General features: G+C 70.0%; 23 protein-coding genes. 10 read left to right on the top strand and 13 right to left on the bottom strand.

Going from position 1 to position 24,208, the window contains the following annotated elements; all coding sequences use genetic code 11:
• Positions 1 to 112: 112 nt before the first annotated feature.
• Positions 113 to 640: a GNAT family N-acetyltransferase gene (locus tag ACZ7L6_RS18605; protein ID WP_471925097.1), complete on the bottom strand. Its 528-nt coding sequence runs from the start codon at positions 638 to 640 to the stop codon at positions 113 to 115.
• A gap of 128 nt (positions 641 to 768) precedes the next feature.
• A complete protein-coding gene (locus ACZ7L6_RS18600; RefSeq protein ID WP_471925095.1) occupies positions 769 to 1,008 on the bottom strand; it encodes a hypothetical protein in 240 nt (79 codons plus the stop codon).
• A 435-nt stretch (positions 1,009 to 1,443) separates the two neighbouring features.
• Here ACZ7L6_RS18600 and ACZ7L6_RS18595 point away from each other — a divergent pair, with 435 nt between their 5' ends.
• A complete protein-coding gene (locus ACZ7L6_RS18595) occupies positions 1,444 to 2,232 on the top strand; it encodes an intradiol ring-cleavage dioxygenase (protein WP_471925093.1) in 789 nt (262 codons plus the stop codon).
• A gap of 48 nt (positions 2,233 to 2,280) precedes the next feature.
• Here ACZ7L6_RS18595 and ACZ7L6_RS18590 read toward each other — a convergent pair whose 3' ends face one another.
• The gene (locus ACZ7L6_RS18590; RefSeq protein WP_471925091.1) at positions 2,281 to 2,952 is read right to left on the bottom strand and encodes a DUF4360 domain-containing protein; all 672 of its coding nucleotides are present in this window, start codon (positions 2,950 to 2,952) and stop codon (positions 2,281 to 2,283) included.
• Between the two features lie 548 nt (positions 2,953 to 3,500).
• Between ACZ7L6_RS18590 and ACZ7L6_RS18585 the strand changes: the two genes are divergently transcribed.
• Entirely contained in the window at positions 3,501 to 6,257 is a 2,757-nt protein-coding gene (locus tag ACZ7L6_RS18585) for a CHAT domain-containing protein (protein ID WP_471925089.1), read from the top strand.
• Complete coding sequence (locus ACZ7L6_RS18580; RefSeq protein ID WP_471925087.1) at positions 6,250 to 6,732, top strand: hypothetical protein; 483 nt, start codon at positions 6,250 to 6,252, stop codon at positions 6,730 to 6,732. The genes ACZ7L6_RS18585 and ACZ7L6_RS18580 overlap by 8 nt, the downstream gene beginning before the upstream one ends.
• Positions 6,733 to 6,796: 64 nt before the next feature.
• Here the strand turns inward: ACZ7L6_RS18580 and arfA are convergent, their stop codons facing one another.
• The 5 genes from arfA to ACZ7L6_RS18555 form a co-directional block, all read right to left on the bottom strand.
• Positions 6,797 to 8,311, bottom strand: a complete 1,515-nt coding sequence (arfA, locus tag ACZ7L6_RS18575; RefSeq protein WP_471925085.1) for an arabinosylfuranosidase ArfA — start codon at positions 8,309 to 8,311, stop codon at positions 6,797 to 6,799.
• A 106-nt stretch (positions 8,312 to 8,417) separates the two neighbouring features.
• Complete coding sequence (locus tag ACZ7L6_RS18570; protein ID WP_471925083.1) at positions 8,418 to 9,389, bottom strand: arabinan endo-1,5-alpha-L-arabinosidase; 972 nt, start codon at positions 9,387 to 9,389, stop codon at positions 8,418 to 8,420.
• Positions 9,386 to 10,243 carry a carbohydrate ABC transporter permease gene (locus ACZ7L6_RS18565; RefSeq protein WP_471925081.1) on the bottom strand — a complete coding sequence of 286 codons (858 nt, stop codon included), beginning with the start codon at positions 10,241 to 10,243 and terminating at the stop codon, positions 9,386 to 9,388. Before ACZ7L6_RS18565 ends, ACZ7L6_RS18570 begins: the two co-directional genes overlap by 4 nt.
• Complete coding sequence (locus tag ACZ7L6_RS18560) at positions 10,240 to 11,178, bottom strand: carbohydrate ABC transporter permease (protein ID WP_471925687.1); 939 nt, start codon at positions 11,176 to 11,178, stop codon at positions 10,240 to 10,242. The genes ACZ7L6_RS18565 and ACZ7L6_RS18560 overlap by 4 nt, the downstream gene beginning before the upstream one ends.
• Positions 11,179 to 11,192: 14 nt before the next feature.
• The gene (locus ACZ7L6_RS18555; RefSeq protein ID WP_471925079.1) at positions 11,193 to 12,542 is read right to left on the bottom strand and encodes an extracellular solute-binding protein; all 1,350 of its coding nucleotides are present in this window, start codon (positions 12,540 to 12,542) and stop codon (positions 11,193 to 11,195) included.
• Positions 12,543 to 12,919: 377 nt separating this feature from the next.
• On the opposite strand from ACZ7L6_RS18555, the gene ACZ7L6_RS18550 reads away from it, so the two are divergent.
• The 3 genes from ACZ7L6_RS18550 (at position 12,920) to ACZ7L6_RS18540 (ending at position 16,342) form a co-directional block, all read left to right on the top strand.
• Complete coding sequence (locus tag ACZ7L6_RS18550; protein ID WP_471925077.1) at positions 12,920 to 13,537, top strand: toxin-antitoxin system, toxin component family protein; 618 nt, start codon at positions 12,920 to 12,922, stop codon at positions 13,535 to 13,537.
• 125 nt (positions 13,538 to 13,662) lie between these two features.
• The gene (locus ACZ7L6_RS18545; RefSeq protein WP_471925685.1) at positions 13,663 to 14,898 is read left to right on the top strand and encodes an MAB_1171c family putative transporter; all 1,236 of its coding nucleotides are present in this window, start codon (positions 13,663 to 13,665) and stop codon (positions 14,896 to 14,898) included.
• Positions 14,891 to 16,342, top strand: a complete 1,452-nt coding sequence (locus ACZ7L6_RS18540) for a pyridine nucleotide-disulfide oxidoreductase (protein WP_471925075.1) — start codon at positions 14,891 to 14,893, stop codon at positions 16,340 to 16,342. The genes ACZ7L6_RS18545 and ACZ7L6_RS18540 overlap by 8 nt, the downstream gene beginning before the upstream one ends.
• 62 nt (positions 16,343 to 16,404) lie before the next feature.
• On the opposite strand, the gene ACZ7L6_RS18535 is transcribed toward ACZ7L6_RS18540, so the two are convergent.
• A complete protein-coding gene (locus tag ACZ7L6_RS18535; protein ID WP_471925073.1) occupies positions 16,405 to 17,256 on the bottom strand; it encodes an SMP-30/gluconolactonase/LRE family protein in 852 nt (283 codons plus the stop codon).
• Positions 17,253 to 18,026 (bottom strand): IclR family transcriptional regulator, encoded by a 774-nt coding sequence (locus ACZ7L6_RS18530; protein ID WP_471925071.1) that lies wholly within the window; start codon positions 18,024 to 18,026, stop codon positions 17,253 to 17,255. The genes ACZ7L6_RS18535 and ACZ7L6_RS18530 overlap by 4 nt, the downstream gene beginning before the upstream one ends.
• Positions 18,027 to 18,276: 250 nt before the next feature.
• On the opposite strand from ACZ7L6_RS18530, the gene ACZ7L6_RS18525 reads away from it, so the two are divergent.
• Positions 18,277 to 18,819, top strand: a complete 543-nt coding sequence (locus ACZ7L6_RS18525) for a DUF2269 domain-containing protein (protein ID WP_471925683.1) — start codon at positions 18,277 to 18,279, stop codon at positions 18,817 to 18,819.
• Between the two features lie 62 nt (positions 18,820 to 18,881).
• Here ACZ7L6_RS18525 and ACZ7L6_RS18520 read toward each other — a convergent pair whose 3' ends face one another.
• Complete coding sequence (locus ACZ7L6_RS18520; RefSeq protein ID WP_471925069.1) at positions 18,882 to 19,145, bottom strand: hypothetical protein; 264 nt, start codon at positions 19,143 to 19,145, stop codon at positions 18,882 to 18,884.
• Between the two features lie 114 nt (positions 19,146 to 19,259).
• Between ACZ7L6_RS18520 and ACZ7L6_RS18515 the strand changes: the two genes are divergently transcribed.
• A complete protein-coding gene (locus ACZ7L6_RS18515) occupies positions 19,260 to 20,114 on the top strand; it encodes a hypothetical protein (RefSeq protein WP_471925681.1) in 855 nt (284 codons plus the stop codon).
• Positions 20,115 to 20,149: 35 nt separating this feature from the next.
• Here the strand turns inward: ACZ7L6_RS18515 and ACZ7L6_RS18510 are convergent, their stop codons facing one another.
• Both ACZ7L6_RS18510 and ACZ7L6_RS18505 read right to left on the bottom strand, forming a co-directional pair.
• Complete coding sequence (locus tag ACZ7L6_RS18510) at positions 20,150 to 21,412, bottom strand: PucR family transcriptional regulator (protein WP_471925067.1); 1,263 nt, start codon at positions 21,410 to 21,412, stop codon at positions 20,150 to 20,152.
• A gap of 2 nt (positions 21,413 to 21,414) precedes the next feature.
• Positions 21,415 to 21,567 (bottom strand): hypothetical protein, encoded by a 153-nt coding sequence (locus ACZ7L6_RS18505; RefSeq protein ID WP_167348315.1) that lies wholly within the window; start codon positions 21,565 to 21,567, stop codon positions 21,415 to 21,417.
• Positions 21,568 to 21,779: 212 nt separating this feature from the next.
• Here ACZ7L6_RS18505 and pgfA point away from each other — a divergent pair, with 212 nt between their 5' ends.
• Positions 21,780 to 22,766: a cell envelope lipid trafficking protein PgfA gene (pgfA, locus tag ACZ7L6_RS18500; protein WP_471925065.1), complete on the top strand. Its 987-nt coding sequence runs from the start codon at positions 21,780 to 21,782 to the stop codon at positions 22,764 to 22,766.
• Between the two features lie 228 nt (positions 22,767 to 22,994).
• On the top strand, positions 22,995 to 24,194 hold the full coding sequence (locus ACZ7L6_RS18495; protein WP_471925063.1) for a glycosyltransferase family 4 protein: 1,200 nt from the start codon (positions 22,995 to 22,997) through the stop codon (positions 24,192 to 24,194).
• Positions 24,195 to 24,208: the final 14 nt, after the last annotated feature.

The following is a 24,208-nucleotide window of genomic DNA, read 5'->3' as shown; positions in this document are numbered from 1 at the left end:
ACGGGGAGTTGGGGAGTGTGGGGTGGGGGCAAGGGCGACTCGCCCTCGCTCCCACCGCCTGGGCCGGCTTCCTCACCCACGCACGCGGAGCCGTTCGCCAGGGCCCCGACCGTCAGGCCTTCGCGTCCGGCTTCCACTCCTGGGCGAGCAGGCCGAGCAGCACCTCGTCCAGGAACTCGCCCACCCAGGCCGAGGAGCGCAGCACCCCCTCGCGGACGAAGCCGTTGCGCTCGGCGGAGCGCAGCATCGCGTGGTTGTCCGCCAGCGTCTCGATCTGCAGCCGCTGCAGGCCGCGTACGACGAACCCGTAGTGGCACAGCACCGCGACCACGTCGGTGCCGTAGCCCATGCCGCGGGCGGACGGCAGCAGCCCGAGGCCGAGGTGGGCGGACCGGTTGTGGTTGTCGATGCCCCACAGCGTCGCAGTGCCGACGAGCGTGCCGCCGTCCAGCTCCACCACGGAGAACGGGACGCGCCCCTCCTCCTTGTCCCGCGGATCCTCGGAGCCGGGCGCGACCGGCCGCCACGGACCGCTGTCGGCCCGCGAGGAGTTGACCACGTCGTCGTGGAGCTCGGCCCGCAGGACCGGTATGTCTTCCTCGCGCCGGGCCCTCAGCCCGACTTTGTCGCCCCTCAGCATGCAGGCTTCCTGTCCGACCGGGCCGGCCTGCGGCAAACGAATAGAGGCCGACTCCGCGGAGGAAATCCAAACCAAGGCAAGCCTACGGGCCCCGGAATCACATTCCGGGGCCCGTAGGACGTATTTCGTCAGTGAGCGGCGGCACCGTGCGCGTGCAGTCCCAGCGCGACGCCCTCGGGCGAGACCGAGGCGAAGACGTCGGCGCAGGCGACGGCGCTCAGGGAGTCGGAAAGGCCGCCGGAGAGGCTGCCGGAGAGGGCGCCCGCGAGGCCGCCGGAGACAGCAGCACCGCCCGCCTGACCACCGGAGACGTTGTCCAGGGCGGCGTCGGAAATCTCAGCCGTTTCAATCTGAGGGGTGAAGCTCATAACCTGCGGTTCCCTTCGGGGTGAACATGGTGCAATGGCGGTTGCTACCCAGCCGTGCGCAGGATCAAAGCATGTCGAAGAAGAGAGGGCCAGCCGCTCCTTGACGGTCCACGACATATTCCGGCGGCCGGCTTCACCGCTATGACCTTCGGGTCACCGAATACGCCAACTTCTTCACGGGACCTGTCGCCTTACCGCGTACGTGACGGTTGCGGCCCGATTCCCAAGGCGGACACTTCGGCGGCAAGACGACGCGCGATGCCATGGATGTGGTGGAGGACGAGGCCCGGCATGAACTCCTGGTGCGCCGGTGTGGACATTTGCCGGAGGTTCGAGCCCGACACCGTCAGCGCTGGCCGACAAGGAACTTGACGAACTGTCACTTTGCCCAACTGACAGCTCATCAACAGCATCTCTTCTTACGGTGCCGTGTCCATGACATACGACTCGCCTTCGAAGGGCACAGCCGAGGCAACCCCCACCCCGATCGGCCGCCGCACGGTACTGGTCGCCACCGGCGCCACGGCCGCCACCCTGGCCCTCGCCGCCGCCGCGCCCGACGCCCCCACAGCCCAGGCGGCCGACCCGGCCCCCGTAGCCGCCGCGGCCGTCTGCACGCTCACGAAGGAGATGACCGAAGGCCCCTACTACCTGGACGGACAGCTCGTCCGCGCCGACATCAGCGAGGACAAGGCAGGCATCCCACTCCAGCTCACCCTCACGGTCGTCGACGACGACACCTGCGCCCCCCTGAGCAACGCCCTCGTCGAGATCTGGCACTCCGACGCCCTGGGCGAGTACTCCGGCTTCGTCGGCAACAACGGCCACGACGAGCCCGACAACGGCACCTTCCTGCGCGGCGGAGTCCTCACGAACGCCGGCGGCGTCGCCAAGATCACCTCGATCTACCCGGGGTGGTACCGGGGCCGCTGCATCCACATCCACGTCAAGGTGCACACGAACGTCACCCTGACCCCCGACGGCTCGTTCACGGGCGGCCGGGAACTCCACACCGGGCAGCTCTTCTTCGACGAGGCGATCACCAGGAGAGTCGCCGCGCTGTCGCCGTACTCGACGAACACGGTCCCCCGCACCACCCTCGCCCAGGACTCCATCTACGACGACGGAGGCGCCGCGTCGGGCCTGCTGACGCTCACGACACTGGGCAGTTCACCGTCGGCCGGCTACGCGGGGACACTGACGCTGGGCGTCGAGCAGAACTGAGCGGCACTGAGCGGAAAAGGGCCGCCCGCCGGGCGGGCGGCCCCCTTCTCACTTACCCGGGCACTCCTTCCACGCCAGGTGGTACACCGTGCTGATGTCGCCGTCCGTCGAGTCCATCGTCATGAAGCTGACCTTGTCCGGCGAGGACGTACCGGCGCTGACCCGCAGCTCCGTGTTGATGTTGAAGTTGCGCTGAACTCCGCAGGGCGCCCAGACCAGTTGGGCCCAGTCCGTGCTGTCCGTGGCCTGCCAGTTGTCGTTGAGGGGGCCGCTGTAGGGGTGGCTGCGGTACGCCGTCTGGGGCGAGCCCTGGAAGTAGTACGAGGCTCTCTGTATTGCGCTCGCGCCGGGCTGCAGGGAGGCGAAGCCTCGGTAGTCGGCGCTGGCGATGGCGTAAGTGAAGCCCTGGGGGACGTGAACGACCAGGTTGAGCTGGCAGTTCTTGCGGAACGCCGTGGGGTCGGAGTTGCCGCCGACCTTCGCGAGGTAGTCGCTGTAGGTCACGGTGAAGGCGGTGTTGTCCTCGGAGACGGCGACGGCGGTGGTGCCCTGCGGACAGCCGGAGCCGTTCACCGTGGCGACCTTGATGATGATCTTGTCCGGCGGCGGGTCTTCGAACCCGCCGGACGGGGACGAGGCCGCGTGCGCGGGCAACGCGGTGGTGAGCAGAGCGGCCAGCGCACCGCCGCTCAGCAGACATCTCAGGAGTCCACGTGCCATGGATCTCTCCCTTGGGGATGGGGGGTGGCTACGCCCCCGACCCCGTTTTCCGACCTCGTTGAAGCTTTGAAGGAATGGTGAGGTTTCTGTGAAGGCCGGAGGCGTTGGAATCGTAGGGAGCCGCATGTGAGGCGACCAGGGTGAACTCCAGCCATTTACAGCCCAGTTGAACGAAGCGCCCCAGCTGATTCACAGCTGCACATGAAGCAGTTCCTCAGGCGTACCCCCTGATTTCCTTCACATGCCGGAGACGCAGAGCACCACCCGCCCATGCCCATGTGCGGGTGCACAGACATGACGCTCACCGACGGCTCGTACACAGGCGGCGAGATCATTCACACTGCTCTACGACGACGGCGGTGCCACCTCCGGCCTGCTGGCCCTGACCGACGCTTCACAGGCAGCCCGCCATTCTCCCTGCGTTCTCCCTCGCGGCAGGCTCAATCGCCGGATTGGCGACAACTTGGGTACGACCGGGCGGACATGGCCGTACCTTGTACCCCAACTGCAGACGCTGCGGTCGGCTGCACGAGGGCCATGGGGGGACTGTGGGGGATGTCGATTTCCGTGTGGAGATCGGGCGGCAAGGCGCGGACGGCTACCCGGTGGTGTTCCGGACATCGGACGGCGAGGAGGCATCCGCGACGATGCACCTGCCGCCGAGCCATGAACTGGACGCGCTGGCGGCACGCGTACCGGACGCGGTACTGCGCTCGTCCGCCCGCACACGTCGTGCCACGACGGACGCCGAAGCTCCGGTCCGCCTGCTGGGCCAAACGTTGTTCGACGCCCTGCTGGGCCGTACCGGCGCGGCACTGCTGATGTCCGCACGCAACCGTGTCGACCGACAAGGCGGCCGGCTCCGTGTGGTGTTGCAGGTACTGCCTTCCGAACTGGCCCGACTGCCCTGGGAGTTCCTTTACGACACGCGCGAGGACGACTACGTCTGTCTGGAGGTCCCGCTGGTCCGTCACCCGCAGGTGGCCCGGCCGGTGGAGCCGTTGCGCATCAGGCCGCCGCTGCGGATCCTCGGCATGGTCGCTCTCCCCGATGATCAGGAGCCGCTGGCCGCCCGAATCGAGCAGGAACGGCTGCGCGAGGCACTGGCCGATCTGGTGGCGGAGGGTCTGGTGGAGCTGGACTGGGTGGCCGGACAGGGCTGGCGCCACCTGCGCGACACGGTCCGCCCGGACGGCCGCCCGCCCGGGCCGACGGGCGGACGGCGGCGCGAGTGGCATGTACTGCACTTCATCGGACACGGGGGCTTCGACTCCACGGCCGGGGAAGGCACCCTTGCGCTGGCCGACGACAACGGAGGAACGCGCTACCTGCAAGCCGTTGAGCTGGCGAGGATCCTCCGCACGCACCCTTCGCTGCGAGTGGCGGTGCTCAATGCCTGCGAGAGCGGGCGGGCGGACCCCCGCAATCCGTTCTCGAGCGTGGCGGGCGCGCTCATGCGCATTGGCATCCCGGCCGTGCTCGCCATGCAGTACGAGGTCAGCGACGAGGCCGCACGCGAGTGCACCCACGCGTTCTACGAGGCCTTGGCCCGGCAGTTGCCCCTCGACGTGGCCGTCATGGAGGCCCGCGCGACCATGGCTCTGGCCCGGCCCGGTTCCCTGGAATGGGGCACCCCCGTGCTGTACATGCGCTCCCTCGACCATGACGGCCGTCTCTTCGACCTCGTCGGACCCGCAGCTCCGGCGGCGCAGACTCCGGGCACCGAAGACCGACCTGGCGACCGCGGTCCGCGACCGGGACCGGGTGCCGACGACGGAGTCGACGTGGAGGGCGTGTACGCCGACGGGCTCGAAGCATTCCACACCGAACGGTGGGACGACGCCGTCGAGGCCTTCCGCGTAGTCGTGTCCCGCGACCGCGACCATCGCGATGCGCAGGCCAAGCTCGCCGAGGCACATCACAACCAGCGCCTGGCGAGGTCGTACGCCACCGCGACCACCGCCCTGGCCGACGGTGACTGGGACCGGGCGGTCGAACTTCTCGAGGCACTCGTGGCCACCGAGGCCGGCTATCGCGACGCGGCGGCCCTGCTGGAGCGGGCCCGCGACGAGAAGGTCCGTGCGGGGCTGCGCGAGGAGATCGTCGTCCTGCACGGCAAAGGCCGGTGGCAGGCCGTCGTGGCCGCCGCCGAGCGGCTGGGCCGGCACATGGCCGAGGACGCCGCTTCGGCCCCCGATCCGGAGCTGGAGGCTCTGGTCACGACAGCCCGGGAGGCGCTGGAGACGGCCACCCGCCAGGGAGCCGTCGCCCGTCATTACCGTGAGGCGCTCGGTCACCTCGACGCCGGTCGGTGGAGACGGGCTCTGCGATCGCTCGGCGAGGTCCGGGCCCTGGATCCCGACTACCGGGACACCACGCTGCTCATCGAGACAGCCCGCCGCGAAGTCCGCCACACCGGGCGGGTCGTCGGCGTCGCGCCCTCTCCGACCGCCCTGGCCGTCCCCGAAGTCGCCGCGGTCGCGTTCAGCGCTGACGGCGAACGCATCGCCATCGGCTGTGCGGATCCCATCGCGCTGATCATCGATGACCGCGGTGAGGTCAGCCTCCGCGTCCGGCCCGGGGGGTTCCTCGCCTGGGTGTGGGACGTCGCCTTCCATCCCGACGGACACCGCCTGGTCACCGGCTCAGGGAACAGAAACGCACAGGTGTGGGACGCCGAAACCGGCGCCGAACTGTTGAAACTCACCCACAGCGGCGCGGTCCTCGGCGTGGCGTTCAGCCCGGACGGCCGCCGCCTCGCGACCGCCTGCAGGGACAGTCACGCCCGGGTGTGGGACGCCGAGACCGGCACCGAACTGTTCAAGGTCACGCACAACAACTGGGTCCGCAGCGTGGCGTTCAGCCCGGACGGCCACCGCTTCGCCACCGCCAGCACGGACAACACCGCCCGGGTGTGGGACGCCGAGACCGGCACCGAACTCCTGGAACTCCCCCACACCAAGACGGTTTGGAAGGCAGCCTTCAGCCCTGACGGCGACCGACTCGCCACCGTCTACGACGACCGGGCCGCTTGTCTGTGGGACACCAAGACCGGCGCCGAACTGCTGAAGGTCAAGCTCCCCGGCTGGGCCCGCTTCCTGGCGTTCAGCCCGGACGGCCGCCACTTCGCCACGGGGGGTGAAAACGCCGCGCTGTGGGACGCCGAGACCGGCACCCAACTCCTGAAACTCCCCCACACCGGTGCCGTGTGGGGAGTCGCCTTCAGCCCCGACGGCGACCGACTCGCCACCGGCGCCGGGAAGACAGTCCAGCTCTGGCAGCTCAAGGAGGAGGAAGATGACTGAGCCCGGTCTCCCACGTGCCGAACTCCTCGTCGATCACCAGGTCACGCGGGACGAGGAGAAACTGGTGGCCGACGCGTTCACCGGCCTCGGTTACACCTTGACCGTCCGGGAGCTCCCCCCGCGGCGCTCGGTCGAGCCGCTGGCCTGGATGGTGCTGGTCGCACTGCCGCTCCAGGCATTCCTGCGGGCCCTGGGAGAGAAGGCCGCCGAGGACACCTGCCGCCGTCTGCAGGAAGCTGTGAGCCGGCTTCGCCGCCGTCCTGCCCCGACCGCCGCGCCATCCGCAAGCCCCCGGCCCATTGTGCTCCAGGACCCGGACACCGGGCTGCGCATCATCCTGGACCACAACCTGCCGCACGAGGCCTACCAGCAGCTCGTCGCCCTCGATCTGACGCAGTACCGCCTCGGCCCCCTGCACTACGACACCGCCCGGGCCCGCTGGCGTTCCGAGTTGGACGAGGCCCACCCACGCTGACTCCCGTACGACCGCCCTGACCGCTCCCCGCCGAGCCGACGGGGAGCGGTTCGCAGGTCGGGGTTCACGCGAGGCGGATCACGTTCCACGACAGCGGTTCCAATACGGCGGTGAGGCGGCCGTCCGTCAGGGTCGTGCCCTCGACCGGGTGCAGGGTGACCCGCTCGGGGTCGGTGAGGGTGTTGCGGGCGTCCGGGTCGGGGTCGGCCAGGGCGCTGTGCTCGGTGACGGTCGTCAGGTTCAGGCCGTTCAGGGCGACTTCGAGGGGGAGGGCGTCGGTGCGGCCGCGGTTGACCGCGAAGACGGTGACCGTGCCGTCCTCGGCGCGCACGGCGGTGGCGTGCAGCAGGTCGGTCTCGCCGTACTTCTTCGTCTCGTACGTCGGGGAGTCCACGCGTACGTCCAGGACCTGGCCGCGGCCGTACTTCGCGGCCTGCGCGAACGGGAAGAACGTCGTCTGCCGCCAGGCCGGTCCGCCCGGCTCGGTCATGATCGGGGCGATCACGTTGACGAGCTGGGCGAGGCAGGCGACGGTGACGCGGTCGGCGTGCCGGAGGAGTGCGATGAGGAGCGAGCCGAAGACGACCGCGTCGAGGACGCTGTAGTTGTCCTCCAGGAGGCGCGGGGCCTCGGGCCAGTCGTCCTGCTCGAACTCCTTCGCGCGCGCCTCCCACTCGGGCAGGTACCAGACGTTCCACTCGTCGAAGGAGAGGTTGATCTTCTTCTTCGACTTCAGCCGCGCGCCCACGTGGTCGGCGGTCGCGACCACGTTCTCGATGAAGGACTCCATGTCGACGGCCGAGGCGAGGAAGGAGTCGATGTCCCCGTTCTCCGGCCAGTAGTAGGCGTGCAGGGAGATGTAGTCGACGAGGTCGTACGTCTCCTTCAGGACCGTCGCCTCCCATTCGGCGAAGGTCGGCATGGACTGGCTGGAGGAGCCGCAGGCGACGAGTTCGACCTTCGGGTCCTGCTGGCGCATCGCCCGGGCCGTCTCGGCGGCGACCCGGCCGTACTCCTCGGCCGTCTTGTGGCCGGTCTGCCAGGGGCCGTCCATCTCGTTGCCGAGGCACCAGAGGCGGATACCGAAGGGGTCCTTGTCGCCGTGGGCGACGCGGAGGTCGGAGAGAGCCGTGCCGGCGGGGTGGTTGGCGTACTCCTGGAGTTCCAGGGCCTCGGCGACTCCGCGGGTGCCCAGGTTGACGGCCATCATGGGCTCGGCCTGGGGGCCGATCTTGCGGAGGAAGTCGATGTACTCGGAGAGGCCGAAACGGTTGGTCTCCGTGGAGTGCCAGGCGAGGTCGAGGCGGCGGGGGCGGTCCTCCGCTGGGCCTACCGAGTCCTCCCACCTGTACCCCGATACGAAGTTGCCGCCGGGGTAGCGGATGGCGGTGACGCCGAGTTCGCGGACGAGGTCCAGGACGTCCTGACGCAGGCCCTTGTCGTCGGCGGTGGGGTGGTCCGGTTCGAAGATGCCGGTGTAGACGCAGCGGCCGAGGTGTTCGACGAAGGATCCGAAGAGACGGGGGTTGACCTCGCCGACGGTGAAGGCGGGGTCCAGGGTGAAGCGGGCGGTGCTCATGTGCGCCTTTCGGGGTGGGTGGTTTCTGTTTGAGGGGCGGCTGCGGGTTGGTGGGGGATGGTCGCGCTCACGCGGCGGAGCCGCATATCGATACAGCCCCGCGCCCCTAAAGGGCGATTGGCCAGCCGTTTCTCTGCCAATGCAGTCGGTTCAGGGCCAGTTTGGGGGTGCCCTCGTCCTCTGCGTCGTAGTAGTGGTATGCCAGCCAGTCGTGGCCCTCGGCACGGAAGACCGACTCGCCGCCCGTGCCGACAAAACGCCCATGTCCTGCCAGCAGCAGGTCACCGCCGCCCTCCAGCAACGGCTTGCCCGTGCTGTCGGCGTACGGGCCGGTCACGGACGTCGACCTGCCGACCCTGATCTTGTACGTCGAGTTCACGCCCGCGCAGCAGGCGTCGTAGGAGGCGAAGAGGTAGTAGTAGCGGCCGTGCCTGACGATGTACGGGCCCTCGACCGCGTACGGGGCGTCCGGGCGCGTCGCCAGGTGGTGGACCGTGGCGCCTTGCACCGCCTTGCCGGTCGTCCGGTCCAGCTCGACCATCCGGATGCCCGTCCAGTACGAGCCGAACGCCATCCACAGTCTGCCGTCGGTCCTGATGATCGCGGGGTCGATGGCGTTCCAGGTGTCCGTCTTCTCGGAGGTGAAGACCTTGCCGTGGTCCGTCCAGGTGCCGGGGCGGCCGGTCGGGGAGGTGGCGACGCCGATCGCGGAGTGGTTGGTGCCCCAGGAGGAGACCGCGTAGTAGAGCCAGTACCGGCCGTCGCGGTAGGAGATGTCCGGTGCCCAGGGGTCGCCGGTGCCGTTGTACTCGTACCACCAACTCGGCGGCTCGGCGAAGGCGTTGCCCGCGTCGTCCCAGTGCTTCAGGTCCTTCGAGAGGCGGGCGCCGATCACGCCGCCCGTGGAGTAGGCGACGTAGCCGCCGGACTTGAGGCGGATGACGGTGGGGTCGTGGATGATCTGCTGGCCGGTGATGGGCTGCGGGTCGGGATAACTCTGCGCGGCCTGCGCCGTGTTGGGGAGGAAGGCGAGGAAGGCCGCCGCCAGCACGGACGTCAGCGCTCTGTGCACTCTCACTGTCCCGCCAATCCCGTGTGGGCGACGCCCGCCACGATCTGCCGCTGGAAGAAGACGAATACGACGATCAGGGGCAGGCCCGCCATGAGGCCGCCGGCCATGAGCTGGGCCCACTGGATGCCGTAGGAGTTCATGACGGTCGCGATGCCGTTCGGCATGGTCATCAGGTCGGGGTTGTTGGTCACCATGTAGGGCCAGAGGAAGTTGTTCCAGGACGCGATGAAGGTGAAGATGCCTACCGCCGCCAAAGAAGGCCTCGCCAGCGGGACGACGATCGTGAAGAAGACCCGCCAGCGGCCCGCGCCGTCGATGAAGGCCGCCTCCTCCAGCTCGCGCGGGATGCCCTGGAAGAACTTGTAGAGGATGTAGACCATCGCGGCCGGCGCGCACTGAGGGAGGATCATGCCCCAGTACGTGTCGACCATCCCCATCTGCTGGACCGTGGTGAAGAGCGGCACACCGAGGACCGCCGGGGAGATCATCAGGCCCGCCATGACGATGCCCATCAGGACGTTCTTGCCGCGGAACTCGGTGCGGGCGAAGCCGTATCCGGCGAGGGCACTCACCGTCAGCACGATGGCGGTCACGCAGATCGACGTCACCAGGGAGTTGACGAACCAGTTGGTGATGTTGCCGGTCTCCCACAGCCCCTTCCAGGCCTGGCCCGTCCAGTCCTGCGGGAACCAGTGCGGCGGGATCTCGGCCGCCTCGGCCTCGGACTTGAACGAGGTGAGCAGGGCCGCGGCGATCGGCGCGACGAAGACGGCGGAGACGGCGACGCCGAGCAGGGTCAGGACGATCTGGCCGACTGTCCAGGAACGGCGGGGCCTGAGCCGTATCCGAGTGCTGCTCATCGGGTGCCCTCCTCACGGTTGCGCAGCAGCCACATCCGCGCGAGGGCGACGACTGCGATGATCACGAAGAAGATGACGGACATCGCGGAGGCATAGCCCACGCGGTAGCTGGTGAAGCCCTGTTCGAGGGTGTACTGCACGAAGGCGCGGGTGCTGAGCTCGGGCCCGGGGCCGAAGTCCATCATCACGACGGCCTGGTCGAAGAGTTGCAGCGAGGCGAGGATCTGCAGCGCGATCACCAGGCCGGTGATGTTGCGCAGCATCGGCAGCGTGATGTGGACCATGCGGTGCCAGGCGCCCGCGCCGTCCAGTTTCGCGGCTTCGTAGAGGTGGTCGGGGATGCCCTGCAACGCGGCGAGGTAGAGCAGGAAGGAGAAGCCGACCGTCCACCACAGGGTGGCGATGACGATGGCGAGCATCGCGTACGACTTGTCGGTCAGCCAGGGCGTGTCGAGCCCGAAGGTCTCGTTGAACAGGCCGATCCCCTGCTTGAACAGCCACTCCCACATGTTGCCCGCGACCGTCGAGGGCAGCAGGAACGGCGCGAAGAAGCACAGCCGCCAGAGCCATTTACCGCGCTCGATGTTGTGGGCGAGCATCGCGAGGAGGAAGGCGAGGACCGTGATGCACGGGACGACCAGCAGCGTGAAGTAGGCGCTGTGGCCGAGCGCGTCCCACATCGCCGAGTCGTTCAGGGCCTCGCGGTAGTTGTCGAGGCCGACGAAGCTCGCGCCCTCGCCGGAGATGTTGGCGTCCGTGAAGCTGAGGTAGACGCCGCGCAGCAGCGGCCAGATCACGAACAGGACGAAGAGCAGCAGGAACGGGGCGACGAACCAGCCGCCGTGCTGGAAGCCCTGCCCCCGGCGGAGGGTCGCGCCGGCGGTCGCGGTCCTGGCGCGTGCCGGTGCGGCGACGGTCTGGGCGCTGGTCGTCATGTGCGCGCTGGTCGTCATGCGACCGCACCTCCCTGCGCGGCGGTCCTGCCGTCCATCGGGTTCTTCGAGGCGAGGAGCTTGGTGAGGTGCTTCCTCATCGTCTGTGCGACCGCGGCCGGCTTGGCGGAGCCCATGGTCGAGGAGACGACGACCGGGCCGAGGTCCTGGGCGAGGACACCGGTGGAGCCCGCGAACCACACCTTCGGCTCGGTGGCCTGGTGGTCCATGGCGCTCACGTACTCGTTCTGCGGGGTGAGCTTCCTGTACGCGGCCGTGGACAGGTTCGGCGTGTACGCGGGGATGTGGCCGCCGGCCGCCCACTGCAGGGCGTGCTTGACGACGTAGGCGGCGAGTTCGTGCGCGCCCTCGTTGGTGGCGCCGCCGCGGTCCGACTGGTGGGGCAGGACGAAGGCGTGCGACTCGGCGTGGGTGGCCTGCTTGCCGAAGACGGGCGGCAGCGGGGTCGCGCCGTAGTCCAGCTTGGCGCCGGAGAAGACCGGCACGGACCAGTTGCCCTCCCAGGTGAAGGGAGCGCCGTTGACGAACTGTTCGCCGGTGGGGGCGCCGGGGATGACGTACCCGTCGGTGACGTGCTTGCGGAGGAACTCCAGGACCTCGGTGGCCTTGTCGGTGTCGAAGAGGACCTCGGTGTCGGCGTCGTCGAACCACCGGCCGCCGAGCTGGGTGTAGAAGGCGACGAAGAACCACCACTGGAAGTTCTGGTCGTTGGTCCACAGGCCGATCGTCTGCAGGCCCTTCTTCTGGACGGCCTTGGCCTTCTTCAGGATGTCGAACCACTCGTCGGTGGAGGTGACCGGGATCATCCTGCCGTCGTCGCCGAGCAGGCCGGCCTTCTTCAGCACGTCCTTGCGGTAGAAGCAGAGCTGGACATGGATGTCGAGCGGGAGGGCGTAGAGCTTGCCGTCGATGACACCGCGCTGCCACAGCTTGGGGTTGAAGTCCTGCTCCCGTACGCCGTACTCGGCGAGCAGGCCGACGTCCCAGGGGTCGAGGAGGCGGCCCGGTGAGAAGCCGGTGACCCGGCCCATGTGCATGACGCCGAGGTCGGGCGCGCGGTTGCCGGCGGCCGCCATGGCGAGCTTGGTGTAGAAGGGGTTGCCCCACTGGAGCGTGGAGTCCTTCACGTCGATGTCCGGGTTGTCCTTACGGAAGGCGTCCAGCATCGCGATCATGTTGGCGCCGTCGCCGCCGCTGAAGAGGTTCCAGTAGCGCACGCGGGTGTCCGCGCTGGAGGCGAGCGCGTCGGCCCCGGTCCCGAGCGCCGCGAAGCCGAAGCTGCCCGCCACGGCCAAACCTCCTGCCGCGGCGAGGAGTTGCCGGCGATTGACGTCAGGTCGTCCCATTCCCCGCCCTAACTGTTCGAGATATCGGATCACGCCCGTAACTTCGAACGGGACCGTAGGCTGCAAGCGCTTTCCAGTCAATGCCTTGTGCATGGATTGAGGGCGGGGTACGAGCACTGACCGACCCCAGGCACCCTCGCAAACCCGCCCACGGTCCAGCCACGCCCCAAGGGCGCGGGGCTGTATTGGATTTGCGGCTACCTCCGCGCTGGCGCGACCAGCCACAACGAACCGGCAGCCGACCAACAACCGATCCCGGCCCCACCCGCGGAGCGTTCGTTACCGGTTGAACAACGGTCGCCCGATCACATGACGCGGACAGTCTGGGACGCGTAGGCTCGAACAGCCCGCCGGAGGGCGGAAGAACAGGGGGTGCGATGGACATCGCGGGCGCGCGCACGTGGGCGGCCCGGGTCACTTCGGCGCTACGGCTGCCGCTACGGCGCTCTCACGCCGGCTCGGCCATGCGCGACCTGGCCTCCGATCTGAGCGCGGCCCTGCGGGCAAGACCCCACCCCCCGGCCGACATACGCGAACTGTGCCACGCACTGTGCGCGGAGATGAGCGCGCGCCGCGGCGGACGCCCCGTCGAGCTGCGCTTCGAGCGCTTCCCCGACGAGATCGAAGTGACCGGGCTGTGGGTGGAGTTCCAGGACTTCGACCTGGTCATCGTCGAGGAGCGGGCCGAGGCGATGCAGCAACTGGTCATCCTCGGGCACGAGTTGTGGCATCTGCACGCCGGACACGGCCACCACCACACCGCCGGTACGGCAGCCGTACACGCGCTCGCCGACCGGCCCGGGTGGAAGGACGTCGCCCTGGCGGTGGCCGCCCGTGACGGTTCCCGGGAGCGGGACGAGGCCGAGGCCGACGACTTCGGGCACCGGCTGGCCGCCGCGTTCCGGCCGTTGCTGTCGGGGGAGGCGTCGGACGCGCCGCTCGGGCCGGTGCAGCGTTCGCTGGGCTACCGAGGGATTGGGAGGGCGGCGCGGTGAACGGTTCGGCACTGGATCCTTCCCGTGTTCCGGCGCTGGGTCCTTCTCCTCTTCCGGAGCTGCACGCCTCCTACGTCCCGGCGCTGCACCCCTCCCCCGTCCCGGCGCTCGATCCCTCCCCCGTCCTGGCGCTGAATCCCTCCCATGTCCTGGGCGAGGTCTACATCTCGCTCTGGATCCCCACCGTCGTCCTGACCGCCGCCCTGGCGATCAAGCTGCCCACCATCATCCGGCTCTGGCGGGATCCGCTGCTGCGCGCGGTCGGCGGCCTGCTGCTGCTCGCCTGTGCCGTGTTCGTCTTCGCGGCTCCGGCGACGATCGCCTGGGTCAACCGCGTCACGGGCGTACCGAACTTCGCGGCCCCGCTGGTCTACTCCCTGCTCACCGCCTTCTGCGGCTCCTGTCTGCTGCTGATCATCGCCTGGCGCAACGGCCTGTCCGACCGCAGCGCCGAGACCCGCCGCGCCATGCGCCTCGTCTTCTCCGCCTACTCGGGCGTGATCGCGGCGCTGTGGGTGCTGTTCGCCCTGGCGGACGCGCCCGTGGAGCGGGTGCGTGACCTGGACACCTACTACGCCAACACCCCCTTCATGCGCGAGGAGACCCTGCTCTACCTCCTCGCCCACTGCACGGCCGTCCTCATCACGTCCAGGCTGATCTGGAACTGGGTGCGCACCGACGGCCTGGACGCCTGGCTGCGCTGGGGACTGGTGTGCCTGGGTGTCGGCTACGCCCTCAACCTCATCTTCGACGCGGCCAAGCTGACCGCCGTCGCCGCCCGCTGGACGGGCAACGACCTGGACTGGCTCAGCACCGACCTCGCGCCGCCGGTCGCCTGTCTGTCCGCCATCCTCATCGCGGTGGGCTTCATCCTCCCGCACGCCGGCCAGTACGCCCACGACCGCTGGCGGGTCCGGCTCGCCCACCACGAACTGCGGCCCCTGTACCGGCTGATGCGTTCCGTCAACGGTTCCGGTGTGCCGTTCGTCCTGCGCGCCTCGCCGGAACTGCGGCTGATCCGGCGCGAGACCTTCATCCGTGACGTCCTGCTGCCGCTGGCCCGGCACATCGACGAGGACCTGCGCAGGCGGTCGTACGACGCAGCGCTGGCCCTCGGCTTCACGGCCGGCCGGGCGAAGGCGCTCGCCGCGGCCGTGACGATCCAGGACGCCGCCGACCGCAGGAGCCGGGCCCCGGACGGGAGTGGCACCGGCGGCCCCGACACCCCCGACACCACGGATCTCCTCCAGGAGATCGGGGCCGTCTCCCGAGCCCTCCGCCACCCCGACGAGATCGAGGCGGTCCGTGACCGTACGGCAGCCCCGGCCGCCCCAGCAGAGAACGTGCACGTACATGACTGAACGCCCCACCACCGCCGTCGTCCTCGGCGGCTCCCTCGCCGGCCTGCTCGCCGCCCGCGCGCTGGCCGACGTCGCCGACCGCGTCACGGTCGTCGAACGCGACGTGCTGCCGGCCGGCCCCGAGCCGCGCAAGGGCCTGCCGCAGGCCCGGCACGTCCACCAGCTGTGGTCGGGCGGGGCCCGTGCGCTGGAGGAACTGCTCCCGGACGTGGTCGCCCGGCTGCGGGAGGCCGGGGCGCACCGGCTGCCGGTGACGACGGACATGGTGGCGCTGTCGCCGTACGGCTGGTACCGGCGGTGGGCCGAGTCGCACCACATGCTGCTGTGCAGCCGGGACCTGCTGGACGCGACCGTACGGGCGGCGGTGCTGGCCGACGAACGCATCGAGCTGCTCCAGGGGACGGAGGTGCTCGGGCTGGTCGGCGCGAGCGGGGGCGGCAGGGGCGCGGCGGTGACGGACGCGACTGTGACGGGCGCGGCCGTGACGGGCGTACGGATCCGGCCGCACGGGCGGGAGGAGGCCGCTGCCGAACGGACCCTCTCCGCCGACCTGATCGTCGACGCCACGGGGCGAGGTTCGCGTACGGCGCGCTGGCTGACGGACCTCGGGCTGCCGGCGGTGGAGCGGCGGGAGGTCAACTCCGGGGTGGCGTACGCGAGTCGGGTTTTCCGGGCGCCCGAAGCGGCGCGGGAGGGGTTCCCGGTCGTCAACGTCCAGCCGGATCCGCGGGCCGGGAAGCCCGGGTGCGGGGGCGTGCTGCTGCCCATCGAGGACGGCCGCTGGCTCGTCACCCTCTTCGGCTCCCGGGGCGGCGAGCCCCCCACCGAGGCCGAGGCCTTCCTCCCGTACGCCCGCGATGACCTACGGCACCCCGTCATCGCCGAACTGCTCACGCACGCCGAGCCGTTGACCGACGTGGCCTACACCCGGACGACCGCCAACCGGCGCCACTACCACGAGCGGATGCCGGCCTGGCCCGAGAACTTCGCCGTGCTCGGAGACGCCCTGTGCGCGCTCAACCCGATCTACGGGCACGGGATGTCCGTCGCCGCCCAGTCCGCGGTGGCCCTGCGGGATGCGGTACGCCGACACGGCTGGGGCTCGCCCCGCCTGGCCCGGCGGATCCAGCAGGCGGTGGCCCGACCGGCGTCGGCGGCATGGGACCTGGCCCTCGGGATGGACGTGTTCTACCCCGGCGCGACTCCGAACGGCCCCACTCTCCGCGATCGCCTGCTGGCGGCGTACGTGGGCCGCCTGCTGCACACCGCCACCGGGAACGGGCGCATCGCCCGACGGGTCACGGACGTGACGTCACTGGAGCGGGGGGCGGAGGTGCTGCTGGCCCCGTCGGTGCTGCTCGCCGCGATCGCCGGCCCGCTCAAGCCACCGCTGAACGGACCGCCGTTGACGGTGGAGGAGCTGAAGGCGGCGGGGTTGCGGTAGGGGTGGTGGGCTGGGGCGGCCGGTGGTGGGTCGCGCAGCCCACCCCCAAGCACCCGCAGGGCTCAGCCCTGGAACGCCGGCTGCGCCAGGCCCTTCCCCGCGCCCGGCACCACGAACACCGACCCCGCCAGCGGAGGCGGTGACGTCAAGCCGACTCGGGCCGTCGTGATGTACAGGTCGGTCAGGTCGGGGCCGGCGAAGGCGCACGCCGTCACTCGCGGCACCGGAAGCGGGACGACCCGGTCCAGGTCGCCGGCCGGCGTGTAGCGGCGTACCGCCGCGCCCTCCCACAGGGCGACCCAGACGCAGCCGTCGGCGTCGACCGTGAGCCCGTCGGGGAACCCGGCGCCGTCCTCGATCTCGACCAGGGGACGCCGGTTCACGGCCCGCCCGTCCGCAAAGTCGAAGACGTCGACACGGCGGGTCGGCGAGTCGACGTAGTACATGAGGCGGCCGTCCGGGCTCCACCCCGTGCCGTTGCTCACCGCCACGTCGTCGAGGATCACCTCGACCGAACCGTCACCAGCGACCCGGGACAGGGTGCCTCCGCCCGGTGCCTCGTCGTACCGCATGGTGCCGGCCCACAGGGAGCCGTCGGGGGCGACGGCGGCGTCGTTGGCGCGGCGGCCGGGGACGGGCTCGTGGTGCAGCCAGCGGAAGGTGTCGTCCGGGTCCAGCAGTCCCACGCCGTCCCGGAGGTTCAGGACGAGGCCGCCACCGGCGCGCGGCTTGACGGCGCCGATGTGCTGCGGGGTCGTACGGACCGTGCGCCGCCCGGAGACGGGGTCGTACGTGTGGATCCGGGACCGCAGGATGTCGATCCAGAGGAGCCGCCCGGTGTCCGGGTCCCAGGTCGGCCCCTCACCGAGCTCCGCATCCGCCTGCACCGCGACCTCGTACCGCGCCGCCGTCATGCCACGCTCCGGTGCCCGAGGCGCTCCGACAGCTCGACGGCGCCCTTGGCGGCGAGCTGCTCCAGCTCGGCGCGCCGCTCCTCGCTCCAGCGGATCATGGGGACGGAGATGGAGAGGGCGGCGACGACCTGCCCGGTACGGTCCCGCACCGGCGCGGCGACGCACGACACGTCCGGGTTGGACTCCCGGCTCTCGACGGCGATCCCCCGCTCACGGATCCCGGCGAGGGCCTCGCGCAGGGCGCCGGGGTCGGTGATGCTGTTCGGAGTCATCGCGACGAGCTCGGCGCTGTCCGGGATCCGTGCGGTGAGCTCCTGCTCGGGAAGGGAGGCCAGCAGCATCTTGCCGACGGAGGTGCAGTGGGCGGGCAGCCGGCGCCCGGCCGCGGACACCATCCGCACGGCGTGCGTCGAGTCGACCTTGGCGATGTAGATGACGTCGGTGCCCTCGAGGATCGCCACGTGCACGGTCTCGTCGCAGGTCTCGGCGACGGACCGGGCGACCTGCTGCCCCTCGGCCGCGAGGTCGAGCTGCTCGGCATAACGGCTGCCGAGCTGGTACGGCCGTACGCCGAGGCGGTAGCGTCCCGGCTGACCCGGCACCGGGACGATGTACGACCGGGCGGCGAGCGTGGTGACCAGTTCGTGCACGGTGGTGCGCGGCAGCTGCAGCTTGCGCACGATGTCGGGGGCGGAAAGCGTGCCGTCCCCGTCGAGGAAGAGCTCGAGAATGTCGAGAGCCCGGGTCACGGCTGGTACAAGGCGTCCCACGTCCGGCCCCCTCCCTTGGTGTCGGTGAGGCTGCGTTCGAAATTTCAACAGCCGATCGGGATAACGAACACAGGTTACTCAAACTGCGTTTGCCCCGGCAATGGCCCTGCGCGGACCAGGCTCGAAACCTCAGCTCAGCAGGCGAGGCCTCGCCGCGTACGCCGACGCCAGTACATGCGGTTACTCCCGCCGTCAGACGTGCTCGTCGCCCCTCCCCGGCACCGTGTTGTTCATGTCTTCCAAGTCCTCCATGACACTGAGCCGTCCCGTACGCCGGGCCCTCCTCGTCGTCCATGTCACCGCTTCCGCGAGCTGGCTCGGGCTCACGTTCGGGCTGCTCGCGCTCGGGGTCACCGCGGGCACCACCGGGGCCGCGGTGACCGTGGAGGCGTCCGTGCGGGCCATGAAGCTGTTCGCGGACTGGCTCCTGCTGCCGGTCGCGTTCCTCACGCTGGTCAGCGGGGTCGTGCTGTCCCTGGGGACGCCGTGGGGGCTGGCGCGGCACCGGTGGGTCTACGTCAAGTTCTGGATGACCCTCGCCACGACCACCGCCACGGTCTTCGCCCTGCGTCCCGGCGTGAACGCCGCGGTCGCGGCCGTCGCCGCGGGCGGACCGCTGCCCGATGCCGGTGACGTACTGATGGGGCCGATCGTGTCGCTGTCCGCGTACGTCTTCATGACGGTGATCTCGATCCTCAAGCCCTGGGGGCTGACGCGACGGGGCCGCCGCCTGCGCGCCGCGTCCGCCCGCACCCCGGCCCGCACGACCGGGCCGACCCGCCAGACCGCCTGATCGCCTGATCGCCTGACCTGCGCGGGGCCGGTCAGAGATACGTCCGGTCAGAGATACGCCCGTCAGAGATACTGCCCGTCGTCCGCCCCCTTCGCCGACGCCGACCACACCTTCACCGCCACCACATGGGCGAAGTTGACCAGCGCGAAGCCGTTCTCGGCATCGTCCGGGGCGGTCAGTTCGAAGCGTAGGGTGCGGCCCTCGTCGAAGGCCTCGTTCAGGGCCACGACCGCCGAGTCCAGGGTCGCGAAGTCGGCGGTCCGCACGGTCAGCGGCTCCCCTTTGACGGGCTGGAGCCAGATGTGCAACTCCGGGTTCTCGGGCATACGGCTACGATGCGCGACCCGCCCGTCACGCACAAGTACCCCACACCGGGCAACCCTCCGCGCCCCGGCGGCAACCAGTCGGTGAAGTCCCGTCCCCCACCGAGGGAGTTGACGATGCGCACCCGCCTCGCACGACTCGGCGCCGTACTCGCCGCGTTGGTGGCGTTCATCGCCGCGCCCGCCGTCACCGCGGCCCCCGCTCAGGCCGCTGCCCAGTGGAATCCGCCCGCGAGTCTCGTCCAGCCCCTCAACGAGGTCTGGCACCACGTCGAGTCGACCTACCCCGACCTCTACGGCTTCCGCAACTACGGCTGGGACCAGATCATGGCCAACCGTGGCAGCGTCAATTACTGCGTCCGCCGGGAGTCGGACGCGCCCGTGAGTGCCGCTCTGCGCGACCAGATCCACGCCGCGCTGAAGAAGCAGTTCGGGAAGTGGATGGCCGCCATGGTCGAGGCCGACGGCACCGGGCACAACGCCTGGCCGTACACCAACGTGCCCGTCAATATCGTCGGTTGGGCCGTCAAGAACCGTTCCACCCTCCAGTGGACCGACAACTCCGTCGACATCTACACCGGCAACCTGGACGGAGGCGGCGCCCCGCAATGCGCCCCCGGCTGCGGCCGCTTCTTCCACCAGGACGGCAACTACTCCAAGTGCCCGGGAGGTGCCGCCCGTCACTACGACCAGTCGCTCTGGCTGGCCAAGGGCTTCCAGGGCGGTGCCGGTGGCGACTGGGGGCAGCGGGTCGGGCAGGAGTACTTCACCTCCGCGCTCGGCCAGGAGAACATCCACATCCATCTGCACGAAGTCGGCCACACCTTCGGCCTCGACGACTTCTACGACTGGACCCCGACCGGCCAGTGCTGCTTCCTCATGAACGCCGGATCCGCGGCGCGGATCACCGAGTTCGACAAGTGGGTGTTCCGGGACTTCTGGCGTCACCTGAAGAGCCGTTACGGCCTCTGAGGCGCGCGGCGGCCCCTACGACCGGCTACGACCACCTAGCGGCGCGTCCCGCCCAGCACCCCCCTCAACCGCTGCGCCCGTAACACCAGCTCCAACTCGAACCGCCGGTCCGGGTCGTCCATCTCGTCGCCCCACAACTCCCGGATCTGCCGCAGCCGATAGCGGACCGTCTGGGGATGCACCCCCAGGCGGGCCGCCACTTCCGGTGCCCCGCCCCTGGTCTCCAGCCACGCCAGTAACGTCTCCGCCAGCCGTCGGCCGTGCGTGGGGCCGCAGTGCTCCAGCGGGGCCAGGCACCGCACCGCCAGGTCGTCGATCAGTTCCTCGGGCTGCAGGAGCACCAGCGCCTCGGTGTGCTCGGTGCAGTACAGGACGTCGCCGGCCGGCAGCAGCCGCCGTTCCATCAGGCGTACGGCGGCCTCGGCCCAGCGCAGTGACTTGGCCGCGTCGGCGAGCGGGACCGGCGGGCCGATCGCGCCCGACCAGCCGGTCAGGGCCCGGTGCAGCAGTTCGGGACGGCCCCCGGCGTCCGGCTCGGGGACGACCATGCGCGGCTGCTCGTACTCCATGTCGAGCAGCACCCCCTGCCCGACGGCCGGCGCCACCGCCTCCCGGGCGGGGCGCAGGAGGACGCCCACCGCGACCTTCTGCGGCAGGGGCCAGCCGATCCGGGCCGCCCGCTCGGTCAGGGCGTCGGCCGGGTCGCCGCGGTGGTGTTCGGCCAGCAGGAGTTCCATCAGGCGGCGCTGGAGGCGCAGCCGCTCGCCCGCCTGGCGCGCCGCCGCCTCCGCGTAGCCGCGCACCGACTGGTCGACGAGGCCGTCGAGGTACTCGTAGCCCGCGTCGACCAGCTCGTACATCGCCGGTGGCGGGATGTCGACGCGCTGGCCGATCTCGGCGAAGCGGCGCCAGGCCAGCCGTACGCCCATGCGGTAGATCGCCTGGAGGGAGTCGAGGGAGCGGCCGTGCAGGCCCTCGCCCCTGCCGAACTCCTGGAAGACGCCGGGCGGGACCGTCGGGCGGCCCTCCGACGTCTCCAGGTGCTGGACGAAGACCTCGATCGCGCGCCGGATGCCGACCAGCGCCATCGGCTCGCCCGACTCGTCGAGGACGACGGGCAGGTGCGGGTACTCGCGGCGGATCTCGCGCAGGATCTCCTCGGCCAGGGCCGGGGCGTCCGCCATGGCCAGTTCCGCGAAACGGCGCACCTGGAAGCGGGGTACGTCACGCCACGCCGATCGGGTGGAGACGGTCGGAGCGGGGGTGGGTGTGGAGGTCGTGGAGCGGGTTGCGGCCACGGTCAACTCCCCTGACCCGCTTGCTCGTACGTGATCAAGGGCGTGTTCGGCTGGTCGGGCGTCGCTTCCAGCAGCGCGACGACGCCGAGGGCGGCACCCACCGCGAGTACGGCGGCGAGCGCGACGGTCAGCGCGGCGGCGAGCAGTCTGGACATCGCAGGGTCAGCCTCTCTGTCCGGAGGTTCCCCACCCCGGTGGCGTCAGCCTGATCCGACCCTGTCGGGTTCAGTCTCGACAAGCCGGGTCGGCGTCGTCAAGACATTGACACTCCGTCAATGGACGCCTACGGTTCCCGGCCCAAGAACGGCCAGGCAACGACCGTGCACCGAGTGTGCGCCGACCATGCGTCAATCCCCAGGAGTGCCGGATGCGCCGTACAGCTTCACCTCTCTCGTTGATCCTGCTGGGCTTCGGCACGTTTCTGCTGGTACTGGCGCCCATGCTGGCCTGGTACGTGACCCCGCGTGCCGCCATGAACCCCATCGACATCGACACCACCGCCGTCTACAAGGGCACCGGCAGTGTCTTCGACACCGACAAGATCGAGACCGTGCCGGACCAGACGATCACCGTCACCCAGCGGGTGCGCGGCAATGTGGCGGAAAGTGAGCGCAGCGGCAACGCCGTCTGGGACGTGATCACCACCGTCGACACCGACAAGACGCTGCCGGCCGCCGACCCGCACGACGCGCTGGACTACGTCCCGCACCGCTGGGTGATGGACCGGAAGACCACCAGGCCGGTGCACTGCTGCAAGGAGAGCCCATACATCGAGGGCGAGGCCTATCTGAAGTTCCCGTTCGACGTGCAGAAGCGCTCCTACCAGTGGTGGGACAACACCGGCAACACGACGATCACCATGCGGTACGACGGCACGGAGAAGATCCAGGGCTACACGGGCTACCGGTTCACCGCCACGGTCGCGCCCCGCAAGGCCGGCACCCGGCTCGTCCCCGGCAGCATCGTCGACCAGCCGAAACGGCCGCAGGTGCTGGCCGAGGAGTGGTACTCCAACCACGGGCTCAAACTGGTCGTCGACCAGCGCACGGGTCGCGTGATCTACGCCCAGACCGGTCCGCGCCGCACCCTGCGGGCGCCCGGCGGCGACAAGGACGCGGCGGTGCTGCTGGACAGCGAGAAGATCGCGTTCACCACGGCCACGCAGAAGGAGGCCGTACGGCAGGCGAAGCGGGACAGCGGTCTGCTGCGGATGGTGGGGGAGACGCTGCCGATCGGGGCGGCTGGGGCGGGATTCGTGCTTGCGGTGGTGGGTGGTGTTCTGGTGGTACGAGGGCGAAAAGAGCCTGAATCTCCCGGTACGGTCGAGATGCCCCAACCCTCGCTCACAATGTGACGTGACGTCAGCTCTAATAAAGCCGGAAATTGTCACGCCGGTGAGTAGCCCTGGAGAAGGTCCGGGCGAAAACTGTCCAACCCCACCCGGACACAGCCTGTCCACACCCCACTCACAACGACCGTAAACGACCAAGGAACCCCAAGAAGCAGCGAATCCCCCCACAGGAACCCAAACCCTCGCCTCCCCCACGCTGAGTTCCGCACCCTGAGACGAGTTGGAGCACCCATGCCCCAGCACGTGCCCTCCCCTCCCCCACTCTCGAATTCGCTCGAGCGGGGGGACCCCCATCCCGCCGCCCTCCCCTGGGCGGCGCAGCAGCACCCCTCGGCGCTCCCCCCACATCCGCGCCGAATCGTTTTTCTCGCCCACCGTGACCTGGGCAACGAGGCCGCCGGCGGCTCCGAGCTGCTGGTCGACCGCCTCGCTGACGGGCTCACCCGGCTCGGCCACCAGGTCACCCTGCTGTGCGGGGGGCCGGCGGCGTACCGCGACTACCGGGTCGTGTCGGCCGGCGGCTCCTACGGCCACTACCTGCGCGCCAGATCCGCCTTCGCCCGTCAGGTCGGCGACTGCGATCTGCTGGTCGAGGTCTGCAACGGGATGCCGTATTTCGCACCCCTCTGGCATCGCGGGCCGACCTTGTGCCTGGTCAACCATGTGCATACCGATCTGTGGAACATGCGGTTCGGCGGGGCGTTGGCGCCTGCGGCCCGGCTCGGCCGAAGACTTGAGCACTGGGCGCTGACCGGTGCGCAGCGCCGGAGTCTGCTGGTTGCCGTGTCTCCGTCCACGGCGCATGCGCTGCGGGCGATCGGGGTCGAGCGGGACCGTATCCGCGTGGTGCACAACGGGGTCGAGGAGCCGGGGCCTCTGGGTGACCGGTCGCCCGAGCCGCTGTTCGTCGCCGTGGGCCGTCTCGTCGAGTACAAGCGGATCGATCTGCTCCTGCGGCTCTGGGAGCGGGTGCGGCCCGTCACCGGCGGGCGGCTGGTCATCGTCGGGGACGGGCCCGAGCGGGCGTCTCTAGAGCAACTCGCCGGGCCTGACGTCGAGTTCGTCGGGCATGTCTCGGAGGCGGAGAAGCATCGGCTGCTGTGTGCGGCGTGGCTGCTGCTTCATCCGTCTGCCGTGGAGGGGTGGGGGCTCGTCGTCACCGAGGCCGCGACGCGGGAGACGCCGACCATTGCCTTTGATGTGCCGGGGCTGCGGGATTCCGTCGTGGACGGGGAGACCGGAGTGTTGGCGTCTGGTGAGTCTTCGTTCGCTGCTGCCTGGTGCACGCTCGCGTTGTCCGGGCATCGGCGGGAGTTGATGGGGAAGGCTGCGCGGGATCGGGCCGCACGCTATCGCTGGGATCGGACGGTTCGGCAGTTCCTGGCCGTTGCCGGCGAGGCGGTGAGGAGTCATGACGCCTGTACACCGTAAGGGCAGGGCCGTCT

It is taken from the genome of Streptomyces sp. NPDC107522 (assembly GCF_055657525.1).
This window is presented reverse-complemented; position numbering and strand designations above follow the sequence as displayed.

Bases quoted from the DNA above. Each gene is read 5' to 3' on its own strand.
- ACZ7L6_RS18590 (WP_471925091.1), bottom strand. From the start codon at position 2,952: ATGGCACGTGGACTCCTGAGATGTCTGCTGAGCGGCGGTGCGCTGGCC.
- ACZ7L6_RS18600 (WP_471925095.1), bottom strand. From the start codon at position 1,008: ATGAGCTTCACCCCTCAGATTGAAACGGCTGAGATTTCCGACGCCGCC.
- ACZ7L6_RS18555 (WP_471925079.1), bottom strand. From the start codon at position 12,542: ATGGGACGACCTGACGTCAATCGCCGGCAACTCCTCGCCGCGGCAGGA.
- ACZ7L6_RS18535 (WP_471925073.1), bottom strand. From the start codon at position 17,256: ATGACGGCGGCGCGGTACGAGGTCGCGGTGCAGGCGGATGCGGAGCTC.
- ACZ7L6_RS18520 (WP_471925069.1), bottom strand. From the start codon at position 19,145: ATGCCCGAGAACCCGGAGTTGCACATCTGGCTCCAGCCCGTCAAAGGG.
- ACZ7L6_RS18595 (WP_471925093.1), top strand. From the start codon at position 1,444: ATGACATACGACTCGCCTTCGAAGGGCACAGCCGAGGCAACCCCCACC.
- ACZ7L6_RS18550 (WP_471925077.1), top strand. From the start codon at position 12,920: ATGGACATCGCGGGCGCGCGCACGTGGGCGGCCCGGGTCACTTCGGCG.
- ACZ7L6_RS18605 (WP_471925097.1), bottom strand. From the start codon at position 640: ATGCTGAGGGGCGACAAAGTCGGGCTGAGGGCCCGGCGCGAGGAAGAC.
- ACZ7L6_RS18560 (WP_471925687.1), bottom strand. From the start codon at position 11,178: ATGACGACCAGCGCCCAGACCGTCGCCGCACCGGCACGCGCCAGGACC.
- arfA (WP_471925085.1), bottom strand. From the start codon at position 8,311: ATGAGCACCGCCCGCTTCACCCTGGACCCCGCCTTCACCGTCGGCGAG.
- ACZ7L6_RS18505 (WP_167348315.1), bottom strand. From the start codon at position 21,567: ATGTCCAGACTGCTCGCCGCCGCGCTGACCGTCGCGCTCGCCGCCGTA.
- ACZ7L6_RS18540 (WP_471925075.1), top strand. From the start codon at position 14,891: ATGACTGAACGCCCCACCACCGCCGTCGTCCTCGGCGGCTCCCTCGCC.
- pgfA (WP_471925065.1), top strand. From the start codon at position 21,780: ATGCGCCGTACAGCTTCACCTCTCTCGTTGATCCTGCTGGGCTTCGGC.
- ACZ7L6_RS18515 (WP_471925681.1), top strand. From the start codon at position 19,260: ATGCGCACCCGCCTCGCACGACTCGGCGCCGTACTCGCCGCGTTGGTG.
- ACZ7L6_RS18525 (WP_471925683.1), top strand. From the start codon at position 18,277: ATGACACTGAGCCGTCCCGTACGCCGGGCCCTCCTCGTCGTCCATGTC.
- ACZ7L6_RS18495 (WP_471925063.1), top strand. From the start codon at position 22,995: ATGCCCCAGCACGTGCCCTCCCCTCCCCCACTCTCGAATTCGCTCGAG.
- ACZ7L6_RS18580 (WP_471925087.1), top strand. From the start codon at position 6,250: ATGACTGAGCCCGGTCTCCCACGTGCCGAACTCCTCGTCGATCACCAG.
- ACZ7L6_RS18565 (WP_471925081.1), bottom strand. From the start codon at position 10,243: ATGAGCAGCACTCGGATACGGCTCAGGCCCCGCCGTTCCTGGACAGTC.